Origin of the sequence: Streptomyces roseolilacinus (assembly GCF_014649335.1) — a bacterium.
Taxonomy (GTDB): Bacteria; Actinomycetota; Actinomycetes; order Streptomycetales; family Streptomycetaceae; genus Streptomyces; species Streptomyces roseolilacinus.
The window spans coordinates 190,250-216,577 of record NZ_BMSV01000005.1; the positions used below are offsets into that span (position 1 = coordinate 190,250).

The window sequence follows — 26,328 nt, forward strand, 5'->3', positions numbered from 1 at the left end:
CCCGGGGCGCGTGCCGGGGGCTCGGCGGAGGCGCGGGGCCCGCCCCGGCGGCGGGTGGCCCGCCGCCGGGGCGGGGGCGTCAGAGGTCCGCCGTCAGCGACAGGTCGATCTCGTCCTCGCTCATCGCCGAGATCTGCTCGACGAGGCGCCGCTCCACCTCGACGGCCAGCCGCTCGACCGTCGGGTGTTCGAACAGGTCGCGCACCCGGACCGGGCAGTCGAACGCGGCCCGCAGCCGGGACGCGACGGCGACGGCGCGCAGCGAGTGCCCGCCCAGGGCGAAGAAGTCGTCGTGCACCCCGACCCGGGTCAGGCCCAGCACCTCGGCCCAGACCTGGGCCGTCACCACCTCGGTCGGCGTGCGCGGGGCCACCGCCCCGGCCGTCGCGGGCGGTTCGGGGTCGGGCAGGGCGGCGGTGTCGAGCTTGCCCTGCACGGTCCGCGGCAGCGCGTCGAGCAGGACGAACGCGGCCGGCACCATGTAGCCGGGCAGGTGGGCGCGGCACCACTCGGCGAGCTTCCCGGCGTCCAGGCCCCGCCCGGCGGCGTACCCGACCAGGGCCCGGTCGCCGCGTACCTCGCGGACGAGGACGGCGGCGGCGTGCACACCGGGGTGCGACTCGAGGACGGCCTCGACCTCGCCCGGTTCGATGCGGAAGCCCCGGATCTTCACCTGGTGGTCGGTCCGGCCGAGGAAGTCCAGCTCCCCGTCCGGCAGGCGCCGCACGACGTCGCCGGTCCGGTAGAGCCGGCCGCCCGCACCGCCGAAGGGGTCGGGTACGAACCGGTCCGCGGTGAGCGCGGGCTGCCCGAGGTAGCCGCGGGCCAGCTCGGGCCCGCCGACGAGGAGTTCGCCCGGCACGCCCACCGGCACCAGCTCGCCCCGCGGGTCCACCACGTACGCGCGGCGCTCCCCCCAGGTGGTGCCGATCGGCACGCGTCCCTCGACCGGTCCGGTGACCAGCCGGGACGTCGCCGAGATGACCGACTCGGTCGGGCCGTACGTGTTCTGGACCGGTACGTGCGGCAGGTGCGCGAACCACCGGGCCAGCGGCGCCGACGGCAGCGTCTCACCGCCGGTGACGACCAGCCGCAGCCCCGCGAGGTCGTCCGCGACCGTGTCGAGCCGGGCGGCGATCTCCTCCCAGTACGACGGCGTCACCTCCATGACGGTGACCCGCTCGGCGCGGACCCGCTCGGCCAGCTCCTCCACCGTCCACACCTCGTCCGGGCGGATCACCACCGCCGCGCCGGCGCCCAGGGCGGGCAGGACCTGCTCCAGCGACGCGTCGAAGGAGAACGACGCGAAGTTCATCACCCGGTCCCCGGCGGTGATCCCGAACCGCTCCCGCGCGGTCAGCGCGTGCGCCGCCAGGGCGTGGTGCTCGACGCCGACCGCCTTGGGCCGGCCCGTGGACCCCGAGGTGAAGATGGTGCACGCCAGTTCGCGCGGCGACGGCGCGTGCCGGGGCCCGTCCGGGTCCGGGCGGACCGACTCCACGGTCAGGAGCGGCGCGCCCAGCCCGGCGGCCAGCGGGGCCGTGGCGCCGTCGGTGACGACGTGCCGCACCCCGGCGCGGTCGACCATGTACCGCAGCCGCTCCTCGGGGAGCCGGGGGTCGAGCGGTACGTACACCCCGCCCGCCCGCCAGATCGCGGCCATGGCGACGACGGACCACAGCCCGCGACCCAGGCACACGCCCACCGCCGTCTCCGGCCCCACCCCGGCCGCGGCGAGCGCCCCGGCCAGGCCGCCGGCCAGGGAGTCGAGCCCGCCGTACGTCAGGCTCTCGTCCCCGCACACCAGGGCGACCGCCCCCGGCTCGCCCGCCACCGCGTACGGAGCCACCCGCGCCACCGTCGCGCGGGCCGCGTCCACCGGGCCGGCCAGCTCCGCGTACTCCTCGTCGGACAGCATCCCCAGCCGCCCCACCGCCCGGTCCGGGCCGGCGAGCGCGGACTCCAGCACGCGGCCCACGTGGCCGGCGAAGCGGGTGGCCGTGGCCGCGTCGAACAGGTCCGACGCGTACTCGACGTTCAGCGCGAACCGGTCGGGATACAGCAGGAACGTCGCCGTCAGGTCGAACTTCGCCGACCGCCACGGCAGCGTGAACGGCTCCACGTCCAGGCCCTCGGCGCGCACCCCCCCGACCGGGCTCTCCTGCACGTCGAACATGACCTGGAACAGCGGGTTGCGGGACGCGTCGCGCTCCGGCCGCAACCGCTCCACCAGCCGCTCGAACGGCACGTCCTGGTGGTCGAAGGCGCCCAGCACGGTCTCGCGGACCCGGCCGAGGAACTCCCCGAAGGCCGGGTCGCCCGACAGGTCGCCCCGGAGCACCACCGTGTTGACGAACAGCCCGACCAGCCGCTCCAGTTCCAGCTGGCCGCGCCCCGCCACCGGGGTGCCCACCGCCACGTCGTGCTGCCCCGACCAGCGGGACAGCACCACCTGCACCACGGCCAGCAGCACCATGAACCGGGTCGCCCCGTGCCGGCGGGCCAGCTCGTCGACCCCCGCCAGCAGGGACGGCGCCAGGTCCACCTCGACCGCCGCCCCCCGCCCCGACCACACGGCGGGCCGCGGCCGGTCCGTCGGCAGCTCCAGCGGCGCCAGCCCGGACAGCGCCGACTCCCAGTAGCCCAGCCGCCCGTCCGACGCGCCGTCCTGCGCGGCGCCGCGCTGCCACACCGCGAAGTCCCCGTACTGCACCGGGAGTTCGGGCAGCGCCGCCCGCTCCCCGGCGAGCCGCGCCGTGTAGCAGGCGGTCAGCTCCCCGAGCAGCACGTCCTTGGACCAGCCGTCCGTGGCCGCGTGGTGGAAGGCGAGGACCGCGACGTGGTCGTCGGGGGCCAGCTCCCACACGCCCGAACGCAGCAGCGGAGGCGCGGCGAGGTCGAACCGGCGGGTCGCGAAGGCGGCGGCACGCTCCCGCACCAGGTCCGGCAGCCCGTCCCCGCCGTCCCCGCCCGCCGCGACCGCGTACCACTCCAGCGGCACCGCCACCGCGCCGCGCACCCGCTGCGCGGGCCGCCCGTCCACCTCGACCAGGGCCGTCCGCAGCACCTCGTGCCGCGCCACCACGTCGTCCAGGGCGCCCTGCCAGGCCGCGCGGTCGAGCCCGCCGCGCACCCGCCAGGAGTACCAGAGCACGTACTCCTCGCCCCGGTCCGACATCCGGTCCAGGAACCACATGCGTTCCTGCGCGAACGACATCGGCAGCGGCCCCGACCGGTCCACCGGCACCACCCCGCCGCCCGCCGCCGCCCGCCGCGCCGCGCCGACCAGCGGGCCGAACTCCCGGATGCTCGGGTTCTCGAACAGCGTGCGCAGCTCCACCTCGCGGCCCAGCCGCTCCGCGATCCTGGACACCGCCATCGTCGCGAGCAACGAGTGCCCGCCCAGGTCGAAGAACCCGTCGTCGATGCCGACGCGCTCCACGCCCAGCACCTCGGCCCAGATCTCCGCGACCACCCGCTCGGTCGTGTCGCGCGGCGCCGTGTACGCCGCGCCGCCCGCCGACCGGTCCCCGCCCACGGCGGGCAGGGCCGCCCGGTCGAGCTTGCCGGAGGCGTTCACCGGCAGCGCGTCCAGCACCGCGAAGTCCGACGGCACCGCGTGCTCCGGCAGCCTCCCCGCGCACCACGCCCGCAGCGCGGCCGGCCCGACCGCGTCCCGCGGTTCCGCCACCACGTACCCGGCCAGGCCCAGTGCCCCGCTCGCGTCGGGCCGGGCCGCGACGGCGGCCGCCACCACCCCCGGGCACTCCCGCAGGGCGGCCTCGACCTCGCCGAGCTCCACCCGGAAGCCCCGCACCTTCACCTGGTCGTCGGCGCGCCCCAGGAACTCCAGCTCCCCGTCCGGGCGCAGCCGCACCAGGTCGCCGGTCCGGTAGAGCCGGCCGCCCGCACCGCCGAAGGGGTCGGGTACGAACCGCTCCGCGGTGAGCGCGGGCCGCCCGAGGTAGCCGCGGGCCAGCTCGGGCCCGCCCAGGAGGAGCTCGCCCGTCCCGCCGGGGGCCACCGGTTCGCCCCGGTCGTCCACCACGTGGGCCCGGCGCCCGCCGAGGGGCCTGCCGATCGGGACCCGGTCGGGGGTGTCCGCGCCGGGCGGCACGTCGTACGCGGTGGCCGTGACGGTCGTCTCCGTCGGCCCGTACGCGTTGCACACCCGCACGTGCGGGACGCGGGCCCGCCAGGCGGCGAGCGGGCCGGGCGGGACGGCCTCGCCGCCGAGGACCAGCAGCCGCAGCGGGGCCAGGGCGGCGGCCGCGTTCCCGGTGAGCGTCCGCGCCCACTCGGCCCAGTAGGTGGGCGGCAGGTTGACCACGGTCAGCCCGTGCCGGCGGACCTCCTCGACGAGCCGCGCCGGGTGCCACTGCTCGTCGGGGCGGATCACCACCGTCGCCCCCCGGGACAGGGCGGGCAGCAGCTGGTCGAAGGAGGCGTCGAAGGAGAAGGACGAGAAGGCCAGCACCCGGTCGTCGGCGGTGATGCCGAAGGCCTCGCGGACGGCGGCGACGTGGGCGGACAGCGCCCGGTGCTCGACGCCCACGGCCTTGGGCCGGCCCGTGGAGCCCGAGGTGAAGACGACGTACGCCAGCTCCCCGGGGGACGGGACGTGGCGCGGCGCCCCGGGGGCGGGCCGCACGGACTCCACGGGCCGCACCGGCACGCCCAGCGCGGCCGCCGCGCCCGCGGTCGACGCGTCGGCCACGACGCACCGCACCCCGGCCTCGGCCACCATGAACCGCAGCCGCTCCTCGGGCAGCCGGGGATCGAGCGGTACGTACGCCCCGCCCGCCCGCCACACGCCGGCCATCGCGGCGACCGCCCCGACACCCCGCCGCACCAGCACCCCGACGCGGTCGCCGGGCCGCACCCCGTCCCCGGCGAGCGCGGCGGCCATCCCGCCGGTGAGGGCGTCCAGTTCGCCGTACCGGACCGACTCGTCCCCGCACACCAGGGCCACCGCCCCGGCGTCCCCCGCCACGGCGAAGGGCGCCTCCCGCCCGACCGCCTCGGACGGTGCCGCTTCGGACGGTGCCGCCCGCCCGGCCGCGACCACCGGGGCCGGGGCCGCCACCGTCCCGGGCGGCCCGGGCACGGACGCCCCGGGGGCCGCCCGTCCGGGGCCGGTGAGCGGCTCCAGGCGGCCCGCGGCCTCGCTCAGCGGCGCGTCCGGCGCCGCCACCACGGCGCGCAGCAGCTCCGCGTACCCGTCGCGGAAGCGGCGCATCGTCCCGGCGTCGAACAGGGCCGTGGAGTACTGGAGCCGCGCCGCGACCGTCCCGTCCGCCCGCGCCCCCAGGTCCAGGAAGACGTCCAGCGGCGTGCCCCGCAGCGGCGGGGCGACCAGCTCCACGTCCAGCCCGCCCAGCGCGGGCGGCCGCTGCGCGGTGAGCAGCGTGAACGACGCCTGCGCCAGCGGGTGGCGCGACAGGTCGCGCGCCCCGCCCACGGCCTGCACGACCCGGTCGAACGGCGCCTCGGCGTGCGAGAGGTCCCGCAGTGCCCCCGCACGGACCCGGCCCAGCAGCTCCGCGAACGACGGGTCGCCGGACAGGTCGGTGCGCAGCACGATCGTGTTGACGAACGGCCCGATCACGTCCGCCACCCGGGGGTCGCCCCGGTCGGCGAGGGTGGTGCACACGGCGATGTCCGACCGGCCGGAGTACCGCCCCAGCAGCGCCTGGTACACGGCGAGCAGCACCATGTACCGCGTGGCCCGGTGCGTGCGGGCCAGCCGGTCCGCCCCGGCCACCAGGGCGGCCGGCAGGTCGAAGCGCACCACGTCGCCCGCGCCGTCCCAGAACCGCGGGCGGGGGCGGTCCGTGGGCAGCTCCAGCGGGGTCACCCCGGCCAGCCGGTCGCGCCAGTACCCCAGCAGGCGCTCCGTGCGCGGCCCGTCCAGGCGCTCCGACCGGGCCCGCGCGAAGTCCGCGTACTGCAGCGGCGGGGCCGCCACCTCCTCGCCCCGGTACCCGGCGGACAGCTCGCGCAGCAGGATGTCCCAGGACCAGCCGTCCACCGCGATGTGGTGGACCACGACCAGCAGCAGGTGCTCGTCCGGTCCGGTCCGGGCGAGCACGGCCCGCAGCGGCGGCTCCTCCGTCAGGTCGAGCGGACGGGTCAGCTCCTGGGCGAACAGCTCGTCGGCGCCGCCGACCTCGACCCGCCCGAGGGTGAAGCCGCCCGGCGGGTCGACCTGCGGGACGGGCTCCCCGCCCACGGCGGCAAACCGGGTCCGCAGCACCTCGTGGCGGGCCACGACGCCCGCCAGCGCCCGCTCCAGGGCGGGTACGTCGAGGGCGCCGCGGATCCGGAGCACCAGGGGGAGCAGGGAGTCGGCGGAACCCCGGGTGAGCTGGTCCAGGAACCACAGCCTCCGCTGTGCGGACGATACGGTGCGAACAGCTGCGCCAACCTTCACTGCGGGCCTCCAAGCGGTGGGTTTCCTCCACCCTCCCGGCTGCGGCACGGGCCCAGTAGGGAAGAAGACGCAGCCGCACACGCAGAAGCCCGCCCCCCCGCGGCCCCGGCGAACCACCCCGGCGCCCGGCCCCGGCAGCACGCGTCCTCCACCACCGGCCCGGACGCCCCGTACGTCGTCGGCCCGACGCCCCGTCCCGCCGGCGCGTCCCCCACCACCGGCCCCGACACCCCGCACGCCGCCGGCCCCGACGCCCCGCACGTCGCCGGCCCGGACACGCGGACGGCGGTGCGCCCCGCCGGGACCCGGCCGGGCGCACCGCCGTCCGCGCGGACGCACGGACCCCTACTCCTCCTCCTCGACCGCCACGAACCGCAGCTCGGACGTGTACGCCCGCCCCAGGTCGTCGACGAGCCACGCCTGTTCGGGCGTCGGCAGCATCTCCGTGACGACCACCCGGCCGTCCGGCTCCCGCCGGGCCATCCTGCGCACCGCCTTGGCGAGGATGTTGACGTAGACGGGGCTGTCGAAGTCCACGTAGAACGGCCTCGGTTCGGTCGGCAGCACCACGAAGACGAACCGGGGCAGCCCGCGCCGCGCGCGCCACCGGCGGGCCCGTACGAACCGCCGCGCCTCGTCCTTCTCCTGCGCGAAGTCCAGGTCGGGCCCCGGCAGCCGCCAGGTCTCCCGCGCCACCACGAGGCGGTCCACCGTCACGCGCGGCGTGTGCTCCTCCTCCGGCAGGACCTGGAAGAGGTCCATCGCCAGCGTGGTCAGCACGTGGGCGAACACGTCCACGGCGGGGAACTCGGCTCCGTCCGGCAGGACCACCACCAGCTCCCCGTCCCGCTCGGTCACCGACACGTCCGCGCTGAGCACGGTGCGGGGCCGGCCGGCACCGCTGGTCAGGTCCACCAGCGCCACGTGGTAGTCGTCCGGGCGGACCAGGGCGTGCCGGGTGCGGGCGGACAGCCGCGACCGGTGCTCCTTCGGCAGCAGCGGCATCAGCCGGGGGCGGGGGTGGTCGCGGTCGGTGAGCCGCACCAGCTCCCCGGGGTCGGGGTGCTGGTGGACGAAGAGGGAGGCGCCCAGCGTGTTGGCCGCCAGGTGCAGTTCGCCCAGCACCAGCTGGAAGTCGCCCCGCTCCACGGCGTCCGCGCCGGTCGCCGCGACCATGACGTCCGGACTGGCGTAGCGGGCCGCGGTCCAGCCCGCGCCGGTGCCCGGCGCGACGCCGAACCGTTCCTCCACCGGCCCCGCGACGTCGTCCAGCGACCTGTGGACGCGGCGGGCGCCGGGCGGCACGGCCAGGACGGAGGCCCACCGGTCGCGGAACTCCCGCTGGAGCGCGTCCGCCCGCGCCCGCGCCGTGCCGTGCAGGACCGGCATGCACGCGAACCAGAACGACGCCAGGTCCACCGGCCCTTCGGCGGCCAGCCGCGCGTACACCGTCCGCGCCTCGGCCGCCACCGCCTCGGCGAGGTGCGCGGTGAGCCACCGCGCGCTGGTGAGCAGCGGCCGCAGCGGCGCCAGCGCCCCGTGTACGGCCCGGCCCGCGCGGACCGTGGCCGCGCGCCGGCAGTCGGCGTACACCACCGCCCGGCACGGCGCCGTCCCGGCCGCCTTCTCCCGCACGGCGGCCGTCTCCGTGAGCGCCGCGAACTCCCCCTCCAGTTCGGCCAGGGCGGCCGTCACCCCGTCGGCTCCGGCGGCCGCCCGCACGCGGTCGCGGCCGCGCTCCAGCGCGTCGAGCACGTCCAGCCACCGCCGTCGCGCCGGTGCGTCCCCGACCCGTTCGAGCCAGGCCCGCAGCGACCGCTCCGGGTGCGCGCCGGCCGGCACCTCCAGCTTCCACACCACCCAGCGGCGGGCCACCAGGCCCGCGAGGACGGCCGGCACGTCCACGCCGGGCAGCGCGGCGCCGATGTCCCGCGCGGGCCGCACCCCGTCGCACAGGCCGAGCACCGCGGCCTCCTCCGGGGCGAGGGACCGCGCCGGACGGCCCGGCACGGTCACCTCGGGGCCCGAGACCCGGACGAACGGCACCCGGCGGGGCGCCACCCACTCCCGCAGCGCGGGGTCGGCGTCGATCCGCGCGGCGAGGGCGTCGACGGCCCACCCGGCGAAGTACACCTCCGTCGAGGCGAGGAGGCCCTCGCCGGGGTCCACCCCGACACCGGCCTCACCGAGGTCCCAGCGGCCCCAGCCGACGGGTCCGAAGAAGCCGATCGTGTCGTTCTTCACGCAGAACCGCTGCCAGTAGTGGGCGACCAGTTCCTCGCGCTGCCGGGGCATACTGGTGCGTCCGGCCGCCGTCGGCGTCCACGCCAGGAACGGCGCCACCCCCGAGGAGAGCACCGGGCGGTTCTGCCACGCCACGGCCTCCCGGAACGCGGGCGTCCGCGCGATGTCCTGGAGGTCGTGCGCGGTCTCCACCGCCGCCTCGGCGAACAGCCCGGCGAAGCCGGCCCACTCCGGGCCGCCCGGCTCCCCGTCCGGCGCGTCCTCCCGTACGAACTTGTCGGCCGCCTCCGCCAGACCCCGCGGGGCCAGTCGCAGCACCCCGGCGGCCGGGAAGCCGGGCCCCCGCAGGGCGAACTGCTCCCACAGCCGCCAGCGTCCGCCGGGCAGCCGCACCCCGCTCCCGTCCCCCACGGCCCTCACCCCTGGAGGAGGTCGGTGTGGACGACGTCGGCGAGGTCCGCCGGCGTGGGGTACGCGAAGACCAGTGACACCGGCACCTCGACGCCCAGGGCGTCCTGCAGCCGTGCGGTCACCTGGAACGCGGTCAGCGAGTCCCCGCCGTTCTCGTAGAAGTCGCCCTGCTCGTCCAGGTCCGGCACCCCCAGGGCGTCCCGGTAGACGCCGACGAGCAGCGCGGTGGTGGCGGCGACGGTCGCCGGGGCGGTGGTCGGGGTGGTGGTGGTCAGGGTGGTGGTGGTCTCGCTCATCGGGTCTCCTCCAGTTCGGGACACGCGCGGGTCGGTGCGGTCGGTGCGGTCGGATGGGTCGGGCCGTCCGGGACGGTCCGGGCGGTGAGGGCCGCCAGGGTGTTGCCGCCGGAGACGACGGCGACGGCGCGTTCGCGGCGGGGCCCCGCGCGCAGCGCCCCGGCGAGGGCGACGGCGCCGCTGGGCTCCGCCTCGACGCCCAGGCGGCGCAGCCGGTCGGTGGCGGTGAGGATCTCGGCGTCGGACACGGCGACCAGGTCGTCGACCCGGCCCCGGACCACGGCGAACGGCACCTCCCCGGGCGCCTGCGCCCGCAGCCCGTCCGCGACGGTGTCGCAGGGCGGCAGCCGCAGCGGCCGGCCCGCGGCCAGGGACCGGGCGTAGCGGGGCGCGGCCTCCGGTTCGACGCCCACGATCCGCACCGGGTGGTCGCGGGCGGCCAGGCACGCCCCGGCCAGCAGCCCGCCGCCGCCGACCGGCACGTACAGGGTCCGCACGTCGGGGACGTCGGCGAGGATCTCGCGGGCCACCGTGCCCTGTCCCGCGACGACGAGTTCGTGGTCCGAGGACGGCACGAGGACCGCGCCGGTCTCCTCGGCCAGCTCCCGGGCCCGCTCCTCGCGTTCCGCGACACCGCCCCGCACGCTCACCGTCCGCCCGCCCAGGGCGTGGATGCGGGCGGCCTTGGCCGGGCTGGTCCCGGCGGCCAGCACCACGGTCACCCGCACCCCCGTCGGCGCGGCCAGCCGCGCCAGGGCGATCCCGTGGTTGCCCGAGGAACCGGTGACGATGCCGCGGGCCCCCAGCGCCAGCACCGCGTTGGCGGCCCCGCGCAGCTTGAACGACCCGCTGTGCTGGAGGTGTTCGGCCTTCAGCAGCAGCCCCCAGCCGCTGCGCCGCCGCCCCGGGGCCGGCAGCCCCGGGAGCAGCGGGGTGCGCCGGACGTACGGGGCGATGCGGCCGGCCGCGTGCTCCACGTCGGCGGGCACCGGCCCGCCGCCCACGGCCCTCACGACCGGCCCGCCGCGTCCGCGAGGGCCCGCCGGTCGGCCTTGCCGCTCCGCGTCGTGGGCAGTTCGGCCAGCCGGACGAACCGGCGCGGCATCAGGTGCGGCGGCAGGGTCGCCGCGAGGTGCGCGCGCAGCGCGCCGTCGTCCGTGCCCCCCAGGTCGCCGGTGACGTGCGCGACGAGGAACACCCTCCCTCGGCCGTCCTCGGCGGGGGTGACGACCGCCCCGGTCACGCCGGGGTGCGCCAGCAGCGCGCCCTCGACCTCGGCGGGGTCGACCCGGTGGCCGCGGATCTTCACCTGCCGGTCACGCCGCCCCAGCAGGTGCAGCCCGCCGGGACCGCTCCTGGCCAGGTCGCCGGTCCGGTACAGCCGGGACCCCGGCGGCCCCGACGGGTCCGGCACGAAGCACTCCGCCGTCCGGGCGGGGAGCCCCCGGTACCCGCGGGCGACCCCGTTCCCGCCGATGCACACCTCGCCCGTCGCGCCCTCCGGCACGGGCCGCAGGTCCTCGTCGAGCAGGCGGACGACCACCCCGTCGATCGGGGTCCCGACGACGTCGGAGCCGGTCGCCGGATCGGCCGGCACCTCGTACCGGGTCGAGGTCATCGTGCACTCCGTCGGCCCGTACTGGTTGACGAGGCGGCCCCCGACCAGCGACCGGCCTCCCGCGGCCAGGAACGGGCGCAGCGACTCCCCGCTGCTCACCACCAGCCGCACCCCGTTCAGCAGTCCCGCCCCGTCCGGCCGGCCCGCCAGGAACGCCAGGAACGACGGCGTCACGCTCAGCAGCGCGTTCACCCCGTGGTCCCGTACGGCCGCGCCGAACTCCTCGGGCCGCAGGACCGCGGACCGGTCCACCACGACCAGCCGCCCGCCCGCGAGCAGCGGCGCGAACGTGTCCCGCACCGACGCGTCGTACCCGAGCGGCGCCACCTGGAGCGCCACCGTCCCGGGGCCCAGGCCGAAGTCCCGGGCGACGAACCGCAGGTAGGAGTCGAGCCCGCGGTGCTCCACCAGGACGGGGCTCGGCTCGCCGGTCGAACCGGAGGTGTGGCTGACGTAGGCCAGGGCCCGCCCGTCCGGCGGCCCCGCCGGCGCCGTCCCGCCCGCGCCGGCCTCCGGCCGGTCCAGGAGCACGGGCCGGCCGGGCACCGGCAGCCGGAGGCGGCCGGCGAGGGCCGTGGTGGTGACCAGCAGGTCCGCGCCGCCGCTGCGGACGAGCGCGGCCAGCCGCCGGGGCGGCTGCTCCACGTCGAGGGTGAGGAACGCCGCCCCGCACCGTACGGCCGCGGCCACGGCGATCACCGCGTCCACGCCGCGCGCCACGGCCACCGCGCACACGGTCTCGGCGCGGGCGCCCCGGGCGGCGAGCACGCCGGCCAGGGCGTCGACGCGGGCGGTCAGTTCGGCGTAGGTCAGTTCGCCGGCCGGGGTCGTCACCGCGATCCGGCCCGGTTCGCGCGCGGCGTGCGCGGCGATCTCGTCGACGAAGGTCCGCATCACACGGCTCCTTCCGCACGGCCGCCCGCGACGGCTCCCGCGACCGCACCCGCGAAGGCTCCCGGGCCGTCCACCGGGCCGACTGCCGGGCCGTCCGCCGTCAGGGCACCCGCCGTCCGCTCGTCCGCCGTCCGCTCGACGGCCGTCTGGTCGACCGCGACGAACCGCAGCTCGGAGGTGTACGCACGGCCCTCGTCGTCCGTCAGCCACGCCTGTTCGGGGGTGGGCAGCATCTCGCTGACCACCAGCCGCGCCCCGGCGTCCTGGCGGGCGAGCCGGCGCACGGCCTTGGCGAAGACGTTGACGTAGACGGGGCTGTCGAAGTCCACGTAGAACGGGCGCGGTTCGGTCGGCGACACGACGAACACGAACCGCGGGAGGTCCCGTTCCCGCGCCCAGGCGCGGGCCCGCACGAACCGCCTCGCCTCCGACTTCTCGTCGCGGAAGCCCATGTCCGCCACCGGCAGCGTCCAGGTCTCGCGCGCCACGACCATCCGGTCCAGGGTGACGCGCGGCGTGTGGTCGCCCTCGGGCCGCAGCGTGAAGCGGTCCATCACCCGCTGGGTGAGCGTGTTGGCGTACACGTCGAGCAGGTCGAACACGGCGCCGTCCGGCAGGACCGCGACCAGCGCGCCGCCCCGGTCCTCCACCGCCACGTCGGCGGCGAGCACCGTGCGCTGCCGGAACGGGTCACCGGTGTGGTCCACCAGCGCCACGTGGTAGTCCTCGGGCCGCTCCAGCGAGGGCCTGCTGCGGGTGGACCACTTGAGCGGCAGCTCCTTGGGCAGCATGGGCAGCAGCCGGGGCGCGGGGAAGTCGCGGGAGGTCTCGGCGACGAGGGCCGCGCGGTCGGGGTGCTGGTGGACGAAGAGGGACGCGCCCATCGTGTTCAGCGCGCAGTGCATCTCGCCCAGCAGCAGTTCGAAGTCGCCGCGGGCCACCGCGTCCGCGTCCTCGGCGAGGACGAGCACGTCCGGGCTGAAGTACCGGGCCAGCGACCAGCCCGAGCCCGGCTCGTCGAACTCGGCCCGGACCCGCCCGGCGACGGCGTCCGACGACAGCCGCACCCGGCGCGCCCCCTCCGGCACGTCCAGGATCCGGGCCCACTTCGCCCGCAGCTCCGCCTGCACGGCGGCGACGTCCTCCTCCGCCTTCGGGTGCGGCGACGGCAGGCACGCCAGCCACAGGGACGCCAGGTCCACCCGGCCCCCGTCCGCGGCGAGCCGCTCGTACAGGGGGCGCAGCCGCTCCCGGATCCGCTCGGCGACCCGGTTCGTCATCCACCGGGCCGCCGTCAGGCACAGGGCGAGCGGGGTGAGTTCGCCGAGCAGGGACCTGCCGAGCACGGCGGTCGCCGACCGCCGGCAGTCGGAGTACACAACCCCCCGGCACGGCGCGGTCCTCGCGCCCTTGGCGCGCTGCGCCTCGGTGGCGGTGAGCGCCGCGAAGTCCGCCTCCAGCGCGCCGAGCGCCGAGGTCAGGGCCTCGGCGTCGGTCCCGGCCGCCCGGACCGCGTCGCGGCCCCGCTCCAGCACGGCCAGCCGCTCCAGGGCCGGCTCGCGGACCGCCGGGTCACCGATCCGTTCGAGGACCGACCGCAGTTCGCGCTCCGGGTACGTGCCGGCCGGGACCTCCAGCCGCCAGTGCACCCACCGCGCGGCCACCAGCGCCCGTACGGACCGCTCCGCCTCCCGGACGGACACCCCCGCCGCCTCGGCGATCCGCGCGACCGTCCGCGTCCCGTCGCACAGCCCCAGCACCACCCGGTCGGGTTCCGCGACGGGCTGCGGCCGCCGGCCCGGCACGCGCACCGCGCCGTCCTCGACCCGGACGAACGGGACGCGGCGCGGCGGCACCCACGCCCGCAGCGCCGGGTCGGCGTCGAGCGTGCGGGCGAGCGCGTCGACCGCCCAGCTGGAGAAGTACACCCGGGAGTCCGCGAGGAACCCGGTGCCCGGGTCGACGGCCACGTCGTCGCGGGTGAGGTCCCAGCGGCCCCAGCCGACGGGTCCGAAGAAGCCGATCGTGTCGTTCTTCACGCAGAACCGCTGCCAGTAGTGGGCGACCAGTTCCTCGCGCTGCCGGGGCATGCTGGTGCGTCCGGCCGCCGTCGGCGTCCACGCCAGGAACGGCGCCACCCCGGTGCGCAGCACGGCCGGGTTCTGCCAGGCGACCGCCGCCCGGAACCGGGGGCTCGCGGCGATCTCCTGGAGCAGCCGCGCCGTGCGTACGGCGCCCTCGTCGAAGTCCTCCGTGAACGCCCGCCACTCGGGGCCGGCCGGTTCCTCGCCCGGCGTGAACTTGTCCGCCGCCTCGGCGAGGCCCGGCGGCGCCAGCCGCAGTACGCCGGCGGCCGGGAAGCCGGGCCCCCGCAGCGCGAAGTGTTCCCACAGGCGCCACCCCCCGACGGGCAGGTGAACGGTCTCCGGCATGTCCGGCATGGCGGAACTCCTTCCGAGGGGGCTGGACGTGGCTCGTGGCCCCGCAGACACTGCCGCGCCGCCGCGCGCACCCACCAGGGAAGGAGCCGCACCGCACACCGCCGGAGCTGCTGCGCGTTTGTCCCTGTCGGCCGGCCGCCGCCGGCACCACGCTGGGGTCCGTCGACCGACCGAGCCGAGGAGGACCGAGCAGATGAGCGACAGCGAGGAGTACCGGGTCGTGCTCAACGACGAGGAGCAGTACTCCGTCTGGAGGACGGACCGCCCGCTGCCCGCCGGCTGGCACGCCGAGGGCACGACCGGGTCGCGCCAGGAGTGCCTGGACCACATCGGCCGTGTCTGGACGGACATGCGCCCGCTGAGCCTGCGCCGCCACCTGGCGTCGACGGGCGGCTGAGCACCGGCGGGACGACCGCCCGCCGCGCGCGGCGACGCCCCGCGCCCCCTGGTGGGGTGCGGGGCGCCCGTGCGTTCCGGGGCGCCGCGCCGGGACCTCCCGCGCCGGCCGGGACGGGGCGGGCCGCTCGTCCGCGCCGTCCACCCGACGGTGCCGCCCGAGGCCGCGTACCGCCTCACCCCCGGCTCGGGGAGCCGGTCGGGGAAAGCGCGGGTGCCGCCACCCCCGGCGCGGACACGCGGGTACGGCCCGACGCGCCCGCTCACCTGGAGAGTGCTTCCTCCCGTACGGCCGGAAGGACCCCGGACAGGTCCCGTCGTCGCGGGTGGGAAGCACTCTCCAGTCATCCGATCAAGGCGTGGAGCGTCAGGCCGGGTGGCCGGGAAGGGCCAGCCGACGGTGCCGATCAGCTTCCAGGGCTCGTGGTCGGCGTCGACCCCGGTGCCCGGGGCGCTGCCCCTCGTCTCCCACTTGGCCTTCCAGACCTTGCCGTCGTCCTTGACGGTGGTCTGCTCGATCGGCCGGCCGGGGAGTAGATCCTGGTCGCGTCCCGGTTCCCGGCGCTGCAGCCGCCGGCCGGCGGGGTCGCCGTGCCGAGTCCCTTGAGGTGGTCGGTCACCGGCGCGTACGCCGTACCGCCGATCCGGGCGGGCGCTTTCCGGGTTCGTGACCGCCAGGGGGACGGCACGCCTCGTGGAAGCGCGGGGCCGGGCGCCGTTCGCGACCCCGCGGGCGGCGGACCTGACGAAGCGCTAGCGGGTGAAGAGGTGGCGGTGGGCCCTGCTCCACGCGGCCCGCCGGGCCAGCGCGTCGAGCAGGCCCGCGCGGACCTGGTCGGCCTGCGGCTGGTGGCCCTGGGCGGCCAGGGAGCGCACCAGGTCGCGGGTCGTGAGCTGGACGGCGATGACCGCGTCGACCAGACCGGTGGTGTCCGTGAGCCCGTACGCGTCGGCGAACAGCTCCAGCCGGCGGCGGCGGTCGGGCGGGCCGGCGTACCCGAGCCACCGCACGCACTCGGTGTCGGGCCTGAACGGGGCCGCGTACTCCAGGGCGTAGGCGACGTCGTGCAGCGGGGGAGCCGGGCGCGCGTAGTCGAAGTCGAGCAGCCCGGTCGGCTCTCCGCCGTTCCAGACCACGTTCCACGGCCCGAAGTCCCCGTGGCAGACCGGCTCGTCCTCGTCCGCGGTCCCCGCACCGGTGCACCAGAGCAGGCCGGGCGGCGGCCGGAACTCGCGGACCGCCTGGTGGTAGTCCCGCAGGAGCCGGGCGAAAGCGGTGAGGCCGGCATCGGGCACCACCTTGGCCCAGCCCGCCGGACCGGACTCGCCGGGCAGGTACTCCAGCACCTCCCGCCCCCGCCCGTCCACCCCCCGCACCCGGGGCGCCCGCGTGAAGCCGACGTCCTGGAGGTGCCGCAGCAGGGCGTGCACGGCGGGCGTCCAGGGCTGCACCGGTCTGCGCACGGTGTCGCCCACCCGCACCACGGTGCGGTGCGCCGCTTCCTGGAGGACGTGTTCGCGGGTCATCGGACCAGCCTCGGGCATCCCCGCGGGGGCCGCACCGGGATTTCCCCGCGTACGGCGCCCCGCGCCTGCCGTCGGCGCCTCGCCCGGGAGCGGACGCGCGGACGCGGGGAACGGGCCGGGCCCCGGAAACGGCGTCACCCGCCCGGACGCCGTGGTCCGTGCGGGTGACGGGGTGGGGGCCGGTGGCCTCAGTGGCGGCCGCTGCGCAGCTTGCCGAGCAGCCTGCGGGCCTGCTCCCGCTTGCGGGGGTCGGCGGCGGCCCGCCGCGCCTGGTCGGCCAGCTTCCGCCCCTGCGGGCTGCGGCCGAACTCCTTGAGTCGGTTCATCAGACCGGACATGAGGTCTCCTCCTCGTGGGATGCGGGACGGGCACTCAGCGGAAGAACGCCAGGTAGTAGTCCGAGAACTCCATGCGGTGCCCGCCGTCGTGGTCGTGCCTGTCCGGAACGTACTCCGGAGCGTCCTTGATCTCCTCCTTGGTGCGGGAGACGTGGACCGTCCGCTGCTCGCCGTCCACGGAGCTGATGATCCCGGCGGGGAGGAGGACCTGCCTGCCGAAGATCCACGGTCCGGTGTCCACGACGAGGTAGCACGCGCCGACCTCGGCCGAGTGCTTGTCGACCTTGCCGACGCTGCCGTCCGTCGCCTCGACCTTGTACCCGGTCAGGTCGGTGCCGGGCGTGTAGTTCGCCGCCTCGGGACAGGCCCAGATGTCCGTGTGCACGTCGCCCTCCTCCTTACGCCCCGGGCGGGGCCGGTGTGTGACACCCGCTTGCCCCGCGGGCCGGTGTCCATACCTGCCCGGCGCGCCCGCGGGCGGCCCCCGGGGCCCGGGCCGCGGGGCCGCGCAGGACGTCCTCGGCGCCGCGGGAGGGCCGGCGGGTCAGGGCGGGCGGGAGAACCGGGTCAGGTCCGGGAGGGCCGGGCGCTGCCGCCGCCGCAGCCAGGCGACACCGGCCGTCCCCCCGGTCCCGGGCGCGTCCGCGATGAACCGCTCCGCGACGCCGATGTGCCCGCGCTGCCATTCCCCCACGGTCGACGCCAGTTCGCCCAGGCTGCGCACCACGCGTGCGAAGTCCTCCGAGCCGGTGCCCTCCCGCTGCGCGGCGGAACACAGCGCGGCGGTGAGCGGGCTGGGGTCTTCACCGATCCCCATCAGGGCGAGGAAGGAGGCGAACTGGTGCGACTGGGCGGCGCTGGCGCTCCCCAGACCCGGCCGGAAAGCGGTGAACTCGTCCACGGGAAGGTGCTCGAACAGGCGCAGTACGTCCCTCAACGTCGCCACCAGGGCGCCGGCCCGTTCCACGTACTCGCGCACCAGCGGCCAGTCGACCCGCGTTCCCCGCATCTCCCCGATCGCGGCGTGCACGTCCAGCAGGACCTGCTTCAGCAGCAGTTCGGAGGCCTGGTGCACCACGATGAAGAAGTGCTCGCTGTCGTGCCTGCGCCCGGCTTCGGGGCCGGTCACCGGCTGCTGCAGGGCCAGCAGCCGGTCGAGTCGCAGGTAGCGGCCGTATTCACTGCCCATGTGTCTCCTCCGTGGGGTCTGGGGAGGGCACGCCGGCACGGGGGACGGGGGACGGGGGACGGGGGACGGTTCGTGGACCCGGCGCCCGAGCCGCCCGGCGGTCCGCCGCGGACCGGGGGAGGCACCGATGGGACCGTCCGGCGGACACTCCCGGCGGGCCGCGAGCCGCGGACGACGCCTCCGGCGTCTCGGCGGCCGGCTGGGGGAAGGCCCGGGTCAGGGACGTGCGGGGCCGCACTTCATGCTAGGCACCCACTCGGGCGGCGGCGACTCGATCTTGGCACCGGCGCGCCCCGGGCGGAGGGCGGTCACAGGGGGGGGAGCCGGGAGGGCACCCCGTGTCCAGCGCGCCCCGGCCGCGCCCCCACCCCTATGCGGAGGTGCCGGACGGGGCGGCCTGGGCGGGGACCTCCCCCGGGCGCGGCCCGCGCCGGACGCGCGGCGTCCACCAGTTGGCGCGGCCGGCCAGCCGCATGGCGGCGGGGACGAGGAGGGCCCGGACCAGGGTGCAGTCGAGGACGACGGCCACGGCCAGGCCCGTCCCGACCAGCTTGAGCAGGACGAGGTCGGAGAGGGTCAGGCAGGCCATGACGGTGGCGAAGACGAGGGCGGCCGAGGTGAATAGCCGCCCGGTGTGCTGGAGCCCGACGGCGACGGCCGTGGACGTCGGGTGGCCGCTCCGGTGCTCCTCGATGATGCGCGAGAGCAGGAACACCTCGTAGTCCATGGAGAGGCCGAAGGCGACGCAGAACATCAGGCTGGGGACGACGATGTCGGTCACCCCGCCGGTGGCCGCGCCGCCGAAGCCCCCCACGCCCTGCTGGAAGACCGCGACGAGGACGCCCGCCGTCGCCGCGAGGGTGAGCGTGTTGAGCACGAGGGCCTTGAGGGGGATGAGGACGCTGCGCGTGTACGCCACCAGCAGCAGGAACGTGAGGACGACGGTCGTCGCGACGGCCGCCGGCAGGCGTTCGGTGAGCGTCCGCGTGGTGTCGGCCAGTTGGGCGCCGGGCCCGCCGACGAGCACCGGCCCGGCATGGGGCGGGGGCTGCGCCCTGACCTGCCGGGCGATGCGGCTCCCCTCCGGGGAGAAGGGGGTCGTGGTGTGGAAGGCCAGCGAGATCCAGGTCCCGGCCGGGGAGGTGAAGCGCGCCGCCTGCGGTCCCGGCTGCGCCGTGTGCCGGCCGTGCCGGTAGCTGCCGGTGGCGGTGTCCACCTGGCGTACGCCCGGGATCCGGGACAGGCCGGCGGCGTAGGGGTGCAGCCGGGTGGCGTGGTCGGTGACGCGCAGGCCGGGCAGGACGACGGTCGCGTCGTCGAGCGCGGCGGTGGCGAACCGGGCGCGCAGGCGCTGGGACGCCTGGGCGACGGGTGAGGAGGGCGGCAGGATCCGGTCGTCGTACATGCCCAGGCGCACCTGGGTGGCCGGGTAGGCGAGCAGGGCGAGCAGGGCGAGCACGCCGAGGGCGACCGCGGTGGGGCGCCGCATGACCGCGAGGGCGAGCCGGTACCAGGCGCCGCTGGAGACGGGCCTGGCGGGACGGCGCAGGCGGGCGAAGGGGTCGCAGCGGTCGAGGTGCCGTCCGAGGAGGACGAGCAGGGCGGGCAGGAGGACGAGGGAGCCGGCGGCGGACAGCAGGACCACCGCGATGCCGCCGTACGCGATGGAACGCAGCAGCGGCAGGGGGAAGAGCAGCAGGGCGCACAGGGAGACGGCGATGGTGGCCGAGGAGAAGGCCACGGCCCGTCCGGCGGTGCGCAGGGTCCGGCGGACGGCCCGCTCGACCGGCGCGCCGGCGGTGTGCTCCTCCCGGAAGCGGCTGACGAGGAGCAGGCTGTAGTCGACCGCGAGGGCGAAGCCGAGCGCCGTGGTGATGCTGAGCGCGAAGACCGAGACGGTCGTCGTACCGGCGAGCCGGTGGATGACCGCGGTGGTGGCCAGGACCGCGAAGGCCCCCACGAGCAGCGGCAGGAGGGCGGCGAGGAGGCTGCCGAAGACCCAGAGGAGGACGAGCAGGACCAGCGGCGCGGCGACGACCTCGGCGAGGAGCAGGCCCCTGGCGCTCAGCCGTTCGGTCTCGGACAGCACGGGGGCCTGGCCGGAGGCGGCGATCGTCAGGGGCCCCGCGCGCCCCGCGTGGTGGGCGACCGTCGCCCTGCTGGCCGCGCGGACGGCCTGCTCGTCCCCGTGGAAGCGGACCAGCACGATCGCGCTGTGCCCGTCACCGGACCGCAGCGCCGGGTTGCGGCCGGTCCAGTAGGAGCGGATCCACGCGGTGTGGGGGGCGGCGGCGATCCGGGTGGTCAGGGCGAGCCCCGCCCGGCTCGCGGCCGCCGCGTCGACGGATCCGGAGGTCTCGGCCAGCAGGACGAGGTGGGGGGCGCCGGCCTCGAACCCGGAGGCCAGGAGCGAGTCGGCGCGCAGGGACTCGGCCGTCGCGGGCGTCCAGCCGCCCTGGGAGAGCCGGTCGGCGGTCCCGCGGGCGCCGAGCGCGGCGAGGCAGGTCAGCAGGACGGCGATCAGGACGACGGCGCGGGCGCGGCGCCCGGGCCGGGTTTCCGTCGTGGCCGGTGAGGCACGGCGGGGGACGGTCACCGTGGGTCGTGGGCCAACGCGGCGGCCACGAGCCGGGCGGCGAGGGCCAGGTCCTCGTCGGTGTGGCCGGCCGTGACGCCCAGGCGCAGGCGGGCCGCGCCGATCGGGACGGCGGGCGGGAGGAGCGGCGTCACCAGCAGGCCCTGCCGGGCCAGGGCGCGGGCGATGCGGGCGGTGCGGTCGACGAGGCCGGTGGGCACCACCACGACGTGGGCGGCGGAGTCGGCGGTGTCCACGTGGGCCCGGTGGAGCAGGGAGCGCAGGGTCCGGGCGTTGCGGGCCAGCGCCGCGCGCCGGTCGGCGCCCTCCCGCCGTACGACCCCGACGGCCGCGAGGGCGGCGCCCACGGTGGCGGGCGGGAGCCCGAGGGACAGGAGGTAGGCGCCGGCGCTGTGGCGCAGGGCGTCGATGACGCGCTCACCGGCGCAGACGAATCCGCCGGTGGAGGCGAACGCCTTGCTGAAGGTGCCGGTGACGACGTGCACGCGGTCCTCGACGGCCAGGAGTTCGGCGGCCCCCCGCCCGTTCTCCCCGAGGGCGCCGCCGCTGTGGGCCTCGTCGACGACGAGGAGGGCGTCGTGCCGCTCGGCGACCTCGGCGAGGTCGGCGAGGGGCGCCAGGTCGCCGTGGGCGCTGTAGAGGCCGTCGACGACGACGAGGCGCCGTCCGGTGGTGACGTCCGCGAGGAGGCGGTCGAGGTGCTCGGCGTCGTTGTGCCGGAAGGTGCGGGTGTCGGCTCCGGACAGGCGGGCGCCCATCACGATCGAGCCGTGGCTGAACTGGTCGCTCAGGACGGTGTCCCCCGGGCCGGCCAGGGTGGCGAGGACACCGAGGTTGGCCTGCATGCCGGTGGGGAAGAGCAGGGCGGCGGGCCGGGCGAAGTGGGCGGCGACCGCCTCCTCCAGGGCGTGGTGCAGGACGGTGAAGCCGCCGACGGCCTGGGTGCCGTACGTGTTGGTCCCGAACCGGCGCACCGCGTCCGTGGCGCCGCGCAGGACGTCGGGGTGGTGGCCGATGCCCAGGTAGTCCGCCGACGCCAGGACGGTCACCCGCTGCTCGGCCCGGGAACCGGCGTCCTGGCGGCCCGACCGGATGACGGCCCGGGTGGCGGCCGCCTCGGAGACGACGGGGAAGAAGGGGTAGGTGTCCTCCTTGCGCCAGCGGTCGATGAGGTCGAGCGTGCTGGTGAGCGCGGGGCCGAGGTGCATGGCGGCTTCCTCCGTACGTCAGTTGCCGGACGAGTGGGCGGCGCGGGCGAGTTCGTCGAGGACGGCGGACAGCGGCGTCATGGGCGAGAGGTGGTCCGTCAGCGCGAGCACGTCCACGGGCGCGCGGTAGCGGTCCTCGACGGCGGTGACGGTCTCGGCCAGCAGCAGGGAGTCCAGCCCCAGGCGCTCCAGCGTGGTGTCCTCGTCCAGGTCCTGGGCGCTGATCCCCAGGCGGGTGGCGACGATCTCCCTGACGTCGTCGCGGCAGGTGCTGAGGGTGGGCGTGGCGTGGTCGGTCACGGCTCTCCTGTCTCGGTGCTCTTCGGGGCTGCTGCGCGTCGTCCCGGTCACACGGGTCGGCGGCCCGTCACGGGGGCCGGCCCGCCCGCCGGGGCGGGTGCCGGGGTGACGCCCGCGGGGAGCGCTCCGGCCAGGTAGTCGGAGGCCAGGCGCAGTCGCCGGACCTTGCCGCTGGTGGTGCGGGGCATGCTGCCGCGCCGCCCGACGAGCACCTCGCGCACGGGCAGGCGGAAGTCACGCAGGACGGCGAGGCGCACGTCGCCGGCGAGGCGGGCCTGTTCCGCCCCGGAGGCGCGCCGGTGCAACTCGAGGACGACGACGAGGGAGTCGCCGGCGGTGTCGCCGGCGTCCACCGCGACGGCGGCCGCGGCGGCGAGCAGGTCGGGCGCGGTCGCGAGGACGGTCTGCTCGATGTCGACCGCCGCGACGAGCCGGCCGGCGTGGGCCACGACCTCCTTGGACCGGCCGACGACGTAGAGCTCGCCCCCGAGGAGGGCGCCGAGGTCGCCGGTGCCCACCAGCCCGTCCTCCCCCCTGGCCGGCCTGGTCTCCCCGTCGGCGTCCAGGGTGTGGGCGGTGGCGGCCGCGCCCCCGATGCGGATCTCCCCGATGCGTCCCTCGGGCAGGGGGAGGCCGTCGGGGGAGACGATCCGCACGTCCGTACCGGGGAGCGGGGCGCCGTGCCCGATGAGCCGGCGGACCGGGCCCCGGTCGGCCGCCGGCCGGGCGCGGGGCACCGTCTGGGGCGGAAGCGGGACGAGCAGCCCGTGTTCCAGGCCGGTGGGGTCGAAGTCCGCCAGCCCGGCGGGTCGCAGGGGCGCCCGGCAGGCGACCGCCACGCAGTTCTCCGCCAGGCCGTACGCGGGCAGCAGGACGTGCCGGCGCGCGCCGTGGGGGCCGAAGGTCTCGTCGAAGCGTTCGCACAGCTCCGGGGGGATGCGCTCGGCGCCGATGACTCCGGCGCGCAGCGCGGAGAGGTCGAGGCCGGCCAGACGGGATCCGGCGTGCCGGGCCCGGCGCACGGCCATCTCGTAGCCGAAGGGCGGCCCGCCGGTGTGGGTCGCGCGGAAGTCGGCCAGTTCCTCGATCCACCGCAGCGGGTCGCGGACGAACGTACGGGGCGGCAGCGCGCGGAAGGCCGAACCGCCGTAGAGCGAGCCCGCGTAGCTTCCGATCAGGCCCATGTCGTGGGAGAGCGGCAGCCAGATGGCGGTGCGCCCGCCCACCAGCTCGACCCGGCGGGTGAGGGCGTGGAGGTTGGCGGCCAGGTTGCGGTGGGTGAGCACGATACCCTTGGGGGCGGCGAGGCTGCCGGAACTGAACTGGACCAGCGCGGCGTCGTCCGGACCGCAGGCCGGGGGGTGGGGCGGGGTGCGGGCGGGGTCGCCGGGCGCGGCGACCTCCTCCACGGCCAGTACGGTCACCCGCAGGCCGGCTCCGGCCGCCGCGGCCGCGAAGGCGTCCGGGTCGGCGCCCGCCAGGCACCAGCCGGCCCGGGCCGCCCGCATCGCGGCCAGCGCCCGGCGCCCGTCCTGGGTCTCGGGCGCCAGCCGGCCCGCCGCCAGGACCGGGACGAGCACGGCGCCGCACGACCACACCGCCATCGCGGCCACCAGCACCGCGGTGGAGCTGTCCATCTCGACGGCCACCCGGTCCCCGCGCCGCACCCCGTGCTCCCGCAGCCGGGCCGCGCCCCACGCGGCCCTCCGCCAGAACGCCGGGTAGTCGGGCTCGTCGTCGCCGGCCGCGCCCACGGTCTGCGCCACCCCCCGCTCGGCGTGCGCACGGACCGCTTCCACGAGCGTCGCGAAGGGAGGGGCGTCGGCGGCGGGAGTACCACGGTCCTGGACCAACGGACGATCTCCTCGGGTGGTGGAAGGGCCTTCCGGCGGGACCGGCACCGTGCCCGCCGGCCCTTCCTTACGGCTACACAAAGCTGCTGTCCATTACATTAGGTATCAGATTTCCCATATGTCTCATATGTCATCAAGGACGTGACGGTGAGTCTCCACCGCTTCCGAAGGCCCGTACGGCCCTCCCGCGACCCCGGCGGCGACGCGCCCGGCCGCGCGGCACCGGCGGGCGAGCCGTCCCCGCCCGGCGGGCGCCGGTGAGCGGCGTCCCCGCCCGGGGGGAGAGCGGCGTCACCGTGCACCGGGTGCGCACCCGTTCCGAGCGGCGGCGGTTCCTGGAGCTCCCCTACCGGCTCCACCGCCACGAGCCCCACTGGGTCCCCCCGTTGCGCGGTGAGCAGCGGTGGCTCGTACGGCGGGAGGCGAACCCGTTCTTCGACCACGGGGAGGTCCGGCTCCTCGTCGCCCGCCGCGGCCGACGCGTCGTCGGGCGTGTCGCGGCGGTCGACGACCCCCGCCGCCGGGACGCCGCCGGGGCGAAGGAGGGCTCCTTCGGCCTGTTCGCCTGCGCGCCCGACGTCGAAGCGGCCCGGGCCCTGTTCGACGCCGCGGGCGGCTGGCTGCGCGCCCGCGGCGCCGAGTCGGTCACGGGACCCGCCGACTTCACGACCAACGACCCGTGCGGGCTCCTCGTGGACGGTTTCGACCGCCCGCCCGCCGTGGGCATGCCCTACCACCCGCCGTACTACGCCGAGCTGTTCGCGGCGTGCGGCCTGGCCAAGGCGAAGGACCTGCTGGCCTGGGAGACCGCCACCACGCTGCACGAGCAGGAGCGGATCCGCCGCGTCGCGGAGTTCGCCGGACGGCGGGGCGACGTCACCGTACGCCCGCTGGACCTGCGCGACTTCCCGGCGGAGTGCGACAGGATCCGGTCCCTGTACAACTCCGCCTGGGAACGGAACTGGGGCTTCGTCCCCCTCACCGACCGCGAGTTCGACGCCCAGGCGCGCAGGCTGCGCCCCCTCCTCGTCCCCGACCTCGCCCTCGTCGCCGAGGTGGGGGGCGAGCCGGCCGCCTTCAGCCTCGCCCTGCCGGACGTCGCCCCCGCGCTGGCGGCCGCCCGCGGCCGCATGCACACCTGCGGCGTCCCGACGGGCCTGTTCCGCTTCCTGCGGGCCCGCAGGCGCCTCGACGCCATCAGGGTCATGGCGCAGGGCGTGCGCGCCGAGCACCGGTTCCTGGGACTCGGCCTCCTGCTCAGCGTGCGGACCTCCCAGGCGGCGGCGCGGCTCGGGTACCGCACGGCGGAGATCTCCTGGGTCCTGGAGGACAACGAGGCCGCCACCCTCACACTGCGGCGCCTGGGCGCCCGGCCCCACAAGCGCTACCGCCTCTACCGGTACGCCCTGTGAACACCCGTCGGGAACCCGGACCGCCCGGGCCGCCGGACCGCCCGCCCGGTCCCGCGTCCCGCATCCTGCTGACGGGCGCCACCGGCTTCGTGGGGCGGCGCCTCGTCCGCCACCTGCGCGCGGCCGGGCACCAGGTGACCGCCCTGGTGCGCGGCACCTCGCGCACCCGCGCGCTCACCGCGGCCAGGGTGGCCGTCGCCGTGGGGGACCTCGGCACCGGTGCGGGGCTGCGCGCGGCCGCGGAGGGGGCCGACTGCGTGATCCACCTGGCCGGGACCGTCTCCTCCCGGACCGCGCGCGGCTACTGGCGGACCAACGCCGACGGCACCCGGCGGCTCGCCGGCACCCTCGCGTCCCTGCCCGACCCGCCGCGCCTGGTGCTGTGCTCCTCCCTGGCGGCCGGGGGCCCCTCGCCCGACGGCCGGCCCCGCACCGAGGACCAGCCCGCCGCGCCCGTCTCCCACTACGGCCGCAGCAAACTCGCCGGGGAGCAGGCCGTGCGCGAGGTGTCGGACGCGCTGCGCGCCGTCGTCCTGCGCCCGCCCATCGTCTACGGCCCGGGGGACCCCGCCTTCCTGCCCGCCGTGCTGGCGATGGTCCGGGCCGGCGTCGCCGTCCAGGCCGGGCGCGCGCCGGGACGGTACTCGCTGCTGCACGTCGACGACCTGTGCGCCGCGCTCACCGCGGCCTGCGCGCACGGGCGACCGCTCCGGCCGGCCGACCCCGTCTCGGGCGTCCACTACCTCTCGGACGGGGCGGAGCACACCTGGGACGCCATCTGCCGGACGGTGGCGGCCGCCCTGGGGCGCGGACGCCCGCCCGTGGTGACCGTCCCCCTCGCCGCCGCGCGCGCGGCCGCCGCCCTCGCGGAGGCCGTGACGCTGCCGTCGGGCCGCCTGCCGGCCCTGACCAGGGACAAGGTGCGGGAGATGCGGCACCCCGTGTGGACGTGCTCGGGCGAGTACGGCAGGCAGGCCCTGGAACTTCCCCCGCCCCTCCCGTTCGACGTGGGCGTCGCCCGGTACCTGGCGCGCCCCACCCGGTGACGGCCGCACCGCCGCCGCACCACCACCGCCGTGCCGCCGCCGCACCACCGCCGTGCCGGCGAGTGCCCGCGCGGCCCGAGCCGCCCCGAGCCGTCTTGAGCCGCCCCTGAGCGTCCCGGGCCGGTC

General features: G+C 77.2%; 17 protein-coding genes. 3 read left to right on the plus strand and 14 right to left on the minus strand.

Annotated features, from left to right (window positions below):
- Nucleotides 1-79: 79 nt before the first annotated feature.
- The 6 genes from IE106_RS13690 to IE106_RS13715 all read right to left on the minus strand — a co-directional run bounded on the left by IE106_RS13690 (nucleotide 80) and on the right by IE106_RS13715 (nucleotide 14,337).
- Nucleotides 80-6,433, minus strand: a complete 6,354-nt coding sequence (locus tag IE106_RS13690; protein ID WP_189533544.1) for a non-ribosomal peptide synthetase — start codon at nucleotides 6,431-6,433, stop codon at nucleotides 80-82.
- Nucleotides 6,434-6,778: 345 nt separating this feature from the next.
- A complete protein-coding gene (locus IE106_RS13695; RefSeq protein ID WP_189533546.1) occupies nucleotides 6,779-9,088 on the minus strand; it encodes a lantibiotic dehydratase in 2,310 nt (769 codons plus the stop codon).
- Between the two features lie 5 nt (nucleotides 9,089-9,093).
- On the minus strand, nucleotides 9,094-9,384 hold the full coding sequence (locus tag IE106_RS13700; protein WP_189533548.1) for an acyl carrier protein: 291 nt from the start codon (nucleotides 9,382-9,384) through the stop codon (nucleotides 9,094-9,096).
- Complete coding sequence (locus IE106_RS13705) at nucleotides 9,381-10,373, minus strand: threonine ammonia-lyase (RefSeq protein WP_229840394.1); 993 nt, start codon at nucleotides 10,371-10,373, stop codon at nucleotides 9,381-9,383. Before IE106_RS13705 ends, IE106_RS13700 begins: the two co-directional genes overlap by 4 nt.
- Before the next feature lie 20 nt (nucleotides 10,374-10,393).
- The gene (locus IE106_RS13710) at nucleotides 10,394-11,896 is read right to left on the minus strand and encodes an amino acid adenylation domain-containing protein (protein ID WP_189533552.1); all 1,503 of its coding nucleotides are present in this window, start codon (nucleotides 11,894-11,896) and stop codon (nucleotides 10,394-10,396) included.
- Complete coding sequence (locus IE106_RS13715) at nucleotides 11,896-14,337, minus strand: lantibiotic dehydratase family protein (RefSeq protein WP_506004943.1); 2,442 nt, start codon at nucleotides 14,335-14,337, stop codon at nucleotides 11,896-11,898. Before IE106_RS13715 ends, IE106_RS13710 begins: the two co-directional genes overlap by 1 nt.
- Before the next feature lie 193 nt (nucleotides 14,338-14,530).
- Between IE106_RS13715 and IE106_RS13720 the strand changes: the two genes are divergently transcribed.
- On the plus strand, nucleotides 14,531-14,734 hold the full coding sequence (locus tag IE106_RS13720; RefSeq protein ID WP_189533554.1) for an MbtH family protein: 204 nt from the start codon (nucleotides 14,531-14,533) through the stop codon (nucleotides 14,732-14,734).
- Between the two features lie 752 nt (nucleotides 14,735-15,486).
- Here IE106_RS13720 and IE106_RS13725 read toward each other — a convergent pair.
- The 8 genes from IE106_RS13725 to IE106_RS13760 form a co-directional block, all read right to left on the minus strand.
- Nucleotides 15,487-16,260 carry an aminoglycoside phosphotransferase family protein gene (locus IE106_RS13725; protein ID WP_189533556.1) on the minus strand — a complete coding sequence of 258 codons (774 nt, stop codon included), beginning with the start codon at nucleotides 16,258-16,260 and terminating at the stop codon, nucleotides 15,487-15,489.
- A 188-nt stretch (nucleotides 16,261-16,448) separates the two neighbouring features.
- A complete protein-coding gene (locus tag IE106_RS13730) occupies nucleotides 16,449-16,598 on the minus strand; it encodes a hypothetical protein (protein ID WP_189533558.1) in 150 nt (49 codons plus the stop codon).
- A gap of 34 nt (nucleotides 16,599-16,632) precedes the next feature.
- Entirely contained in the window at nucleotides 16,633-16,983 is a 351-nt protein-coding gene (locus IE106_RS13735; RefSeq protein WP_189533560.1) for a PRC-barrel domain containing protein, read from the minus strand.
- Between the two features lie 159 nt (nucleotides 16,984-17,142).
- Nucleotides 17,143-17,787 (minus strand): tryptophan 2,3-dioxygenase family protein, encoded by a 645-nt coding sequence (locus IE106_RS13740; protein ID WP_189533562.1) that lies wholly within the window; start codon nucleotides 17,785-17,787, stop codon nucleotides 17,143-17,145.
- A 370-nt stretch (nucleotides 17,788-18,157) separates the two neighbouring features.
- A complete protein-coding gene (locus tag IE106_RS13745) occupies nucleotides 18,158-20,383 on the minus strand; it encodes an MMPL family transporter (RefSeq protein ID WP_189533564.1) in 2,226 nt (741 codons plus the stop codon).
- Nucleotides 20,380-21,591 carry an aminotransferase class I/II-fold pyridoxal phosphate-dependent enzyme gene (locus tag IE106_RS13750; RefSeq protein ID WP_189533566.1) on the minus strand — a complete coding sequence of 404 codons (1,212 nt, stop codon included), beginning with the start codon at nucleotides 21,589-21,591 and terminating at the stop codon, nucleotides 20,380-20,382. The genes IE106_RS13745 and IE106_RS13750 overlap by 4 nt, the downstream gene beginning before the upstream one ends.
- Before the next feature lie 18 nt (nucleotides 21,592-21,609).
- Nucleotides 21,610-21,891 (minus strand): acyl carrier protein, encoded by a 282-nt coding sequence (locus IE106_RS13755; RefSeq protein ID WP_189533568.1) that lies wholly within the window; start codon nucleotides 21,889-21,891, stop codon nucleotides 21,610-21,612.
- A 47-nt stretch (nucleotides 21,892-21,938) separates the two neighbouring features.
- Entirely contained in the window at nucleotides 21,939-23,744 is a 1,806-nt protein-coding gene (locus IE106_RS13760) for an AMP-binding protein (protein ID WP_189533570.1), read from the minus strand.
- 305 nt (nucleotides 23,745-24,049) lie between these two features.
- Here IE106_RS13760 and IE106_RS13765 point away from each other — a divergent pair, with 305 nt between their 5' ends.
- Together IE106_RS13765 and IE106_RS13770 are read left to right on the plus strand one after the other, a co-directional pair.
- Nucleotides 24,050-25,156 (plus strand): GNAT family N-acetyltransferase, encoded by a 1,107-nt coding sequence (locus tag IE106_RS13765; protein WP_189533572.1) that lies wholly within the window; start codon nucleotides 24,050-24,052, stop codon nucleotides 25,154-25,156.
- Nucleotides 25,153-26,202 (plus strand): NAD-dependent epimerase/dehydratase family protein, encoded by a 1,050-nt coding sequence (locus IE106_RS13770; protein WP_189533574.1) that lies wholly within the window; start codon nucleotides 25,153-25,155, stop codon nucleotides 26,200-26,202. Before IE106_RS13765 ends, IE106_RS13770 begins: the two co-directional genes overlap by 4 nt.
- Nucleotides 26,203-26,328: the final 126 nt, after the last annotated feature.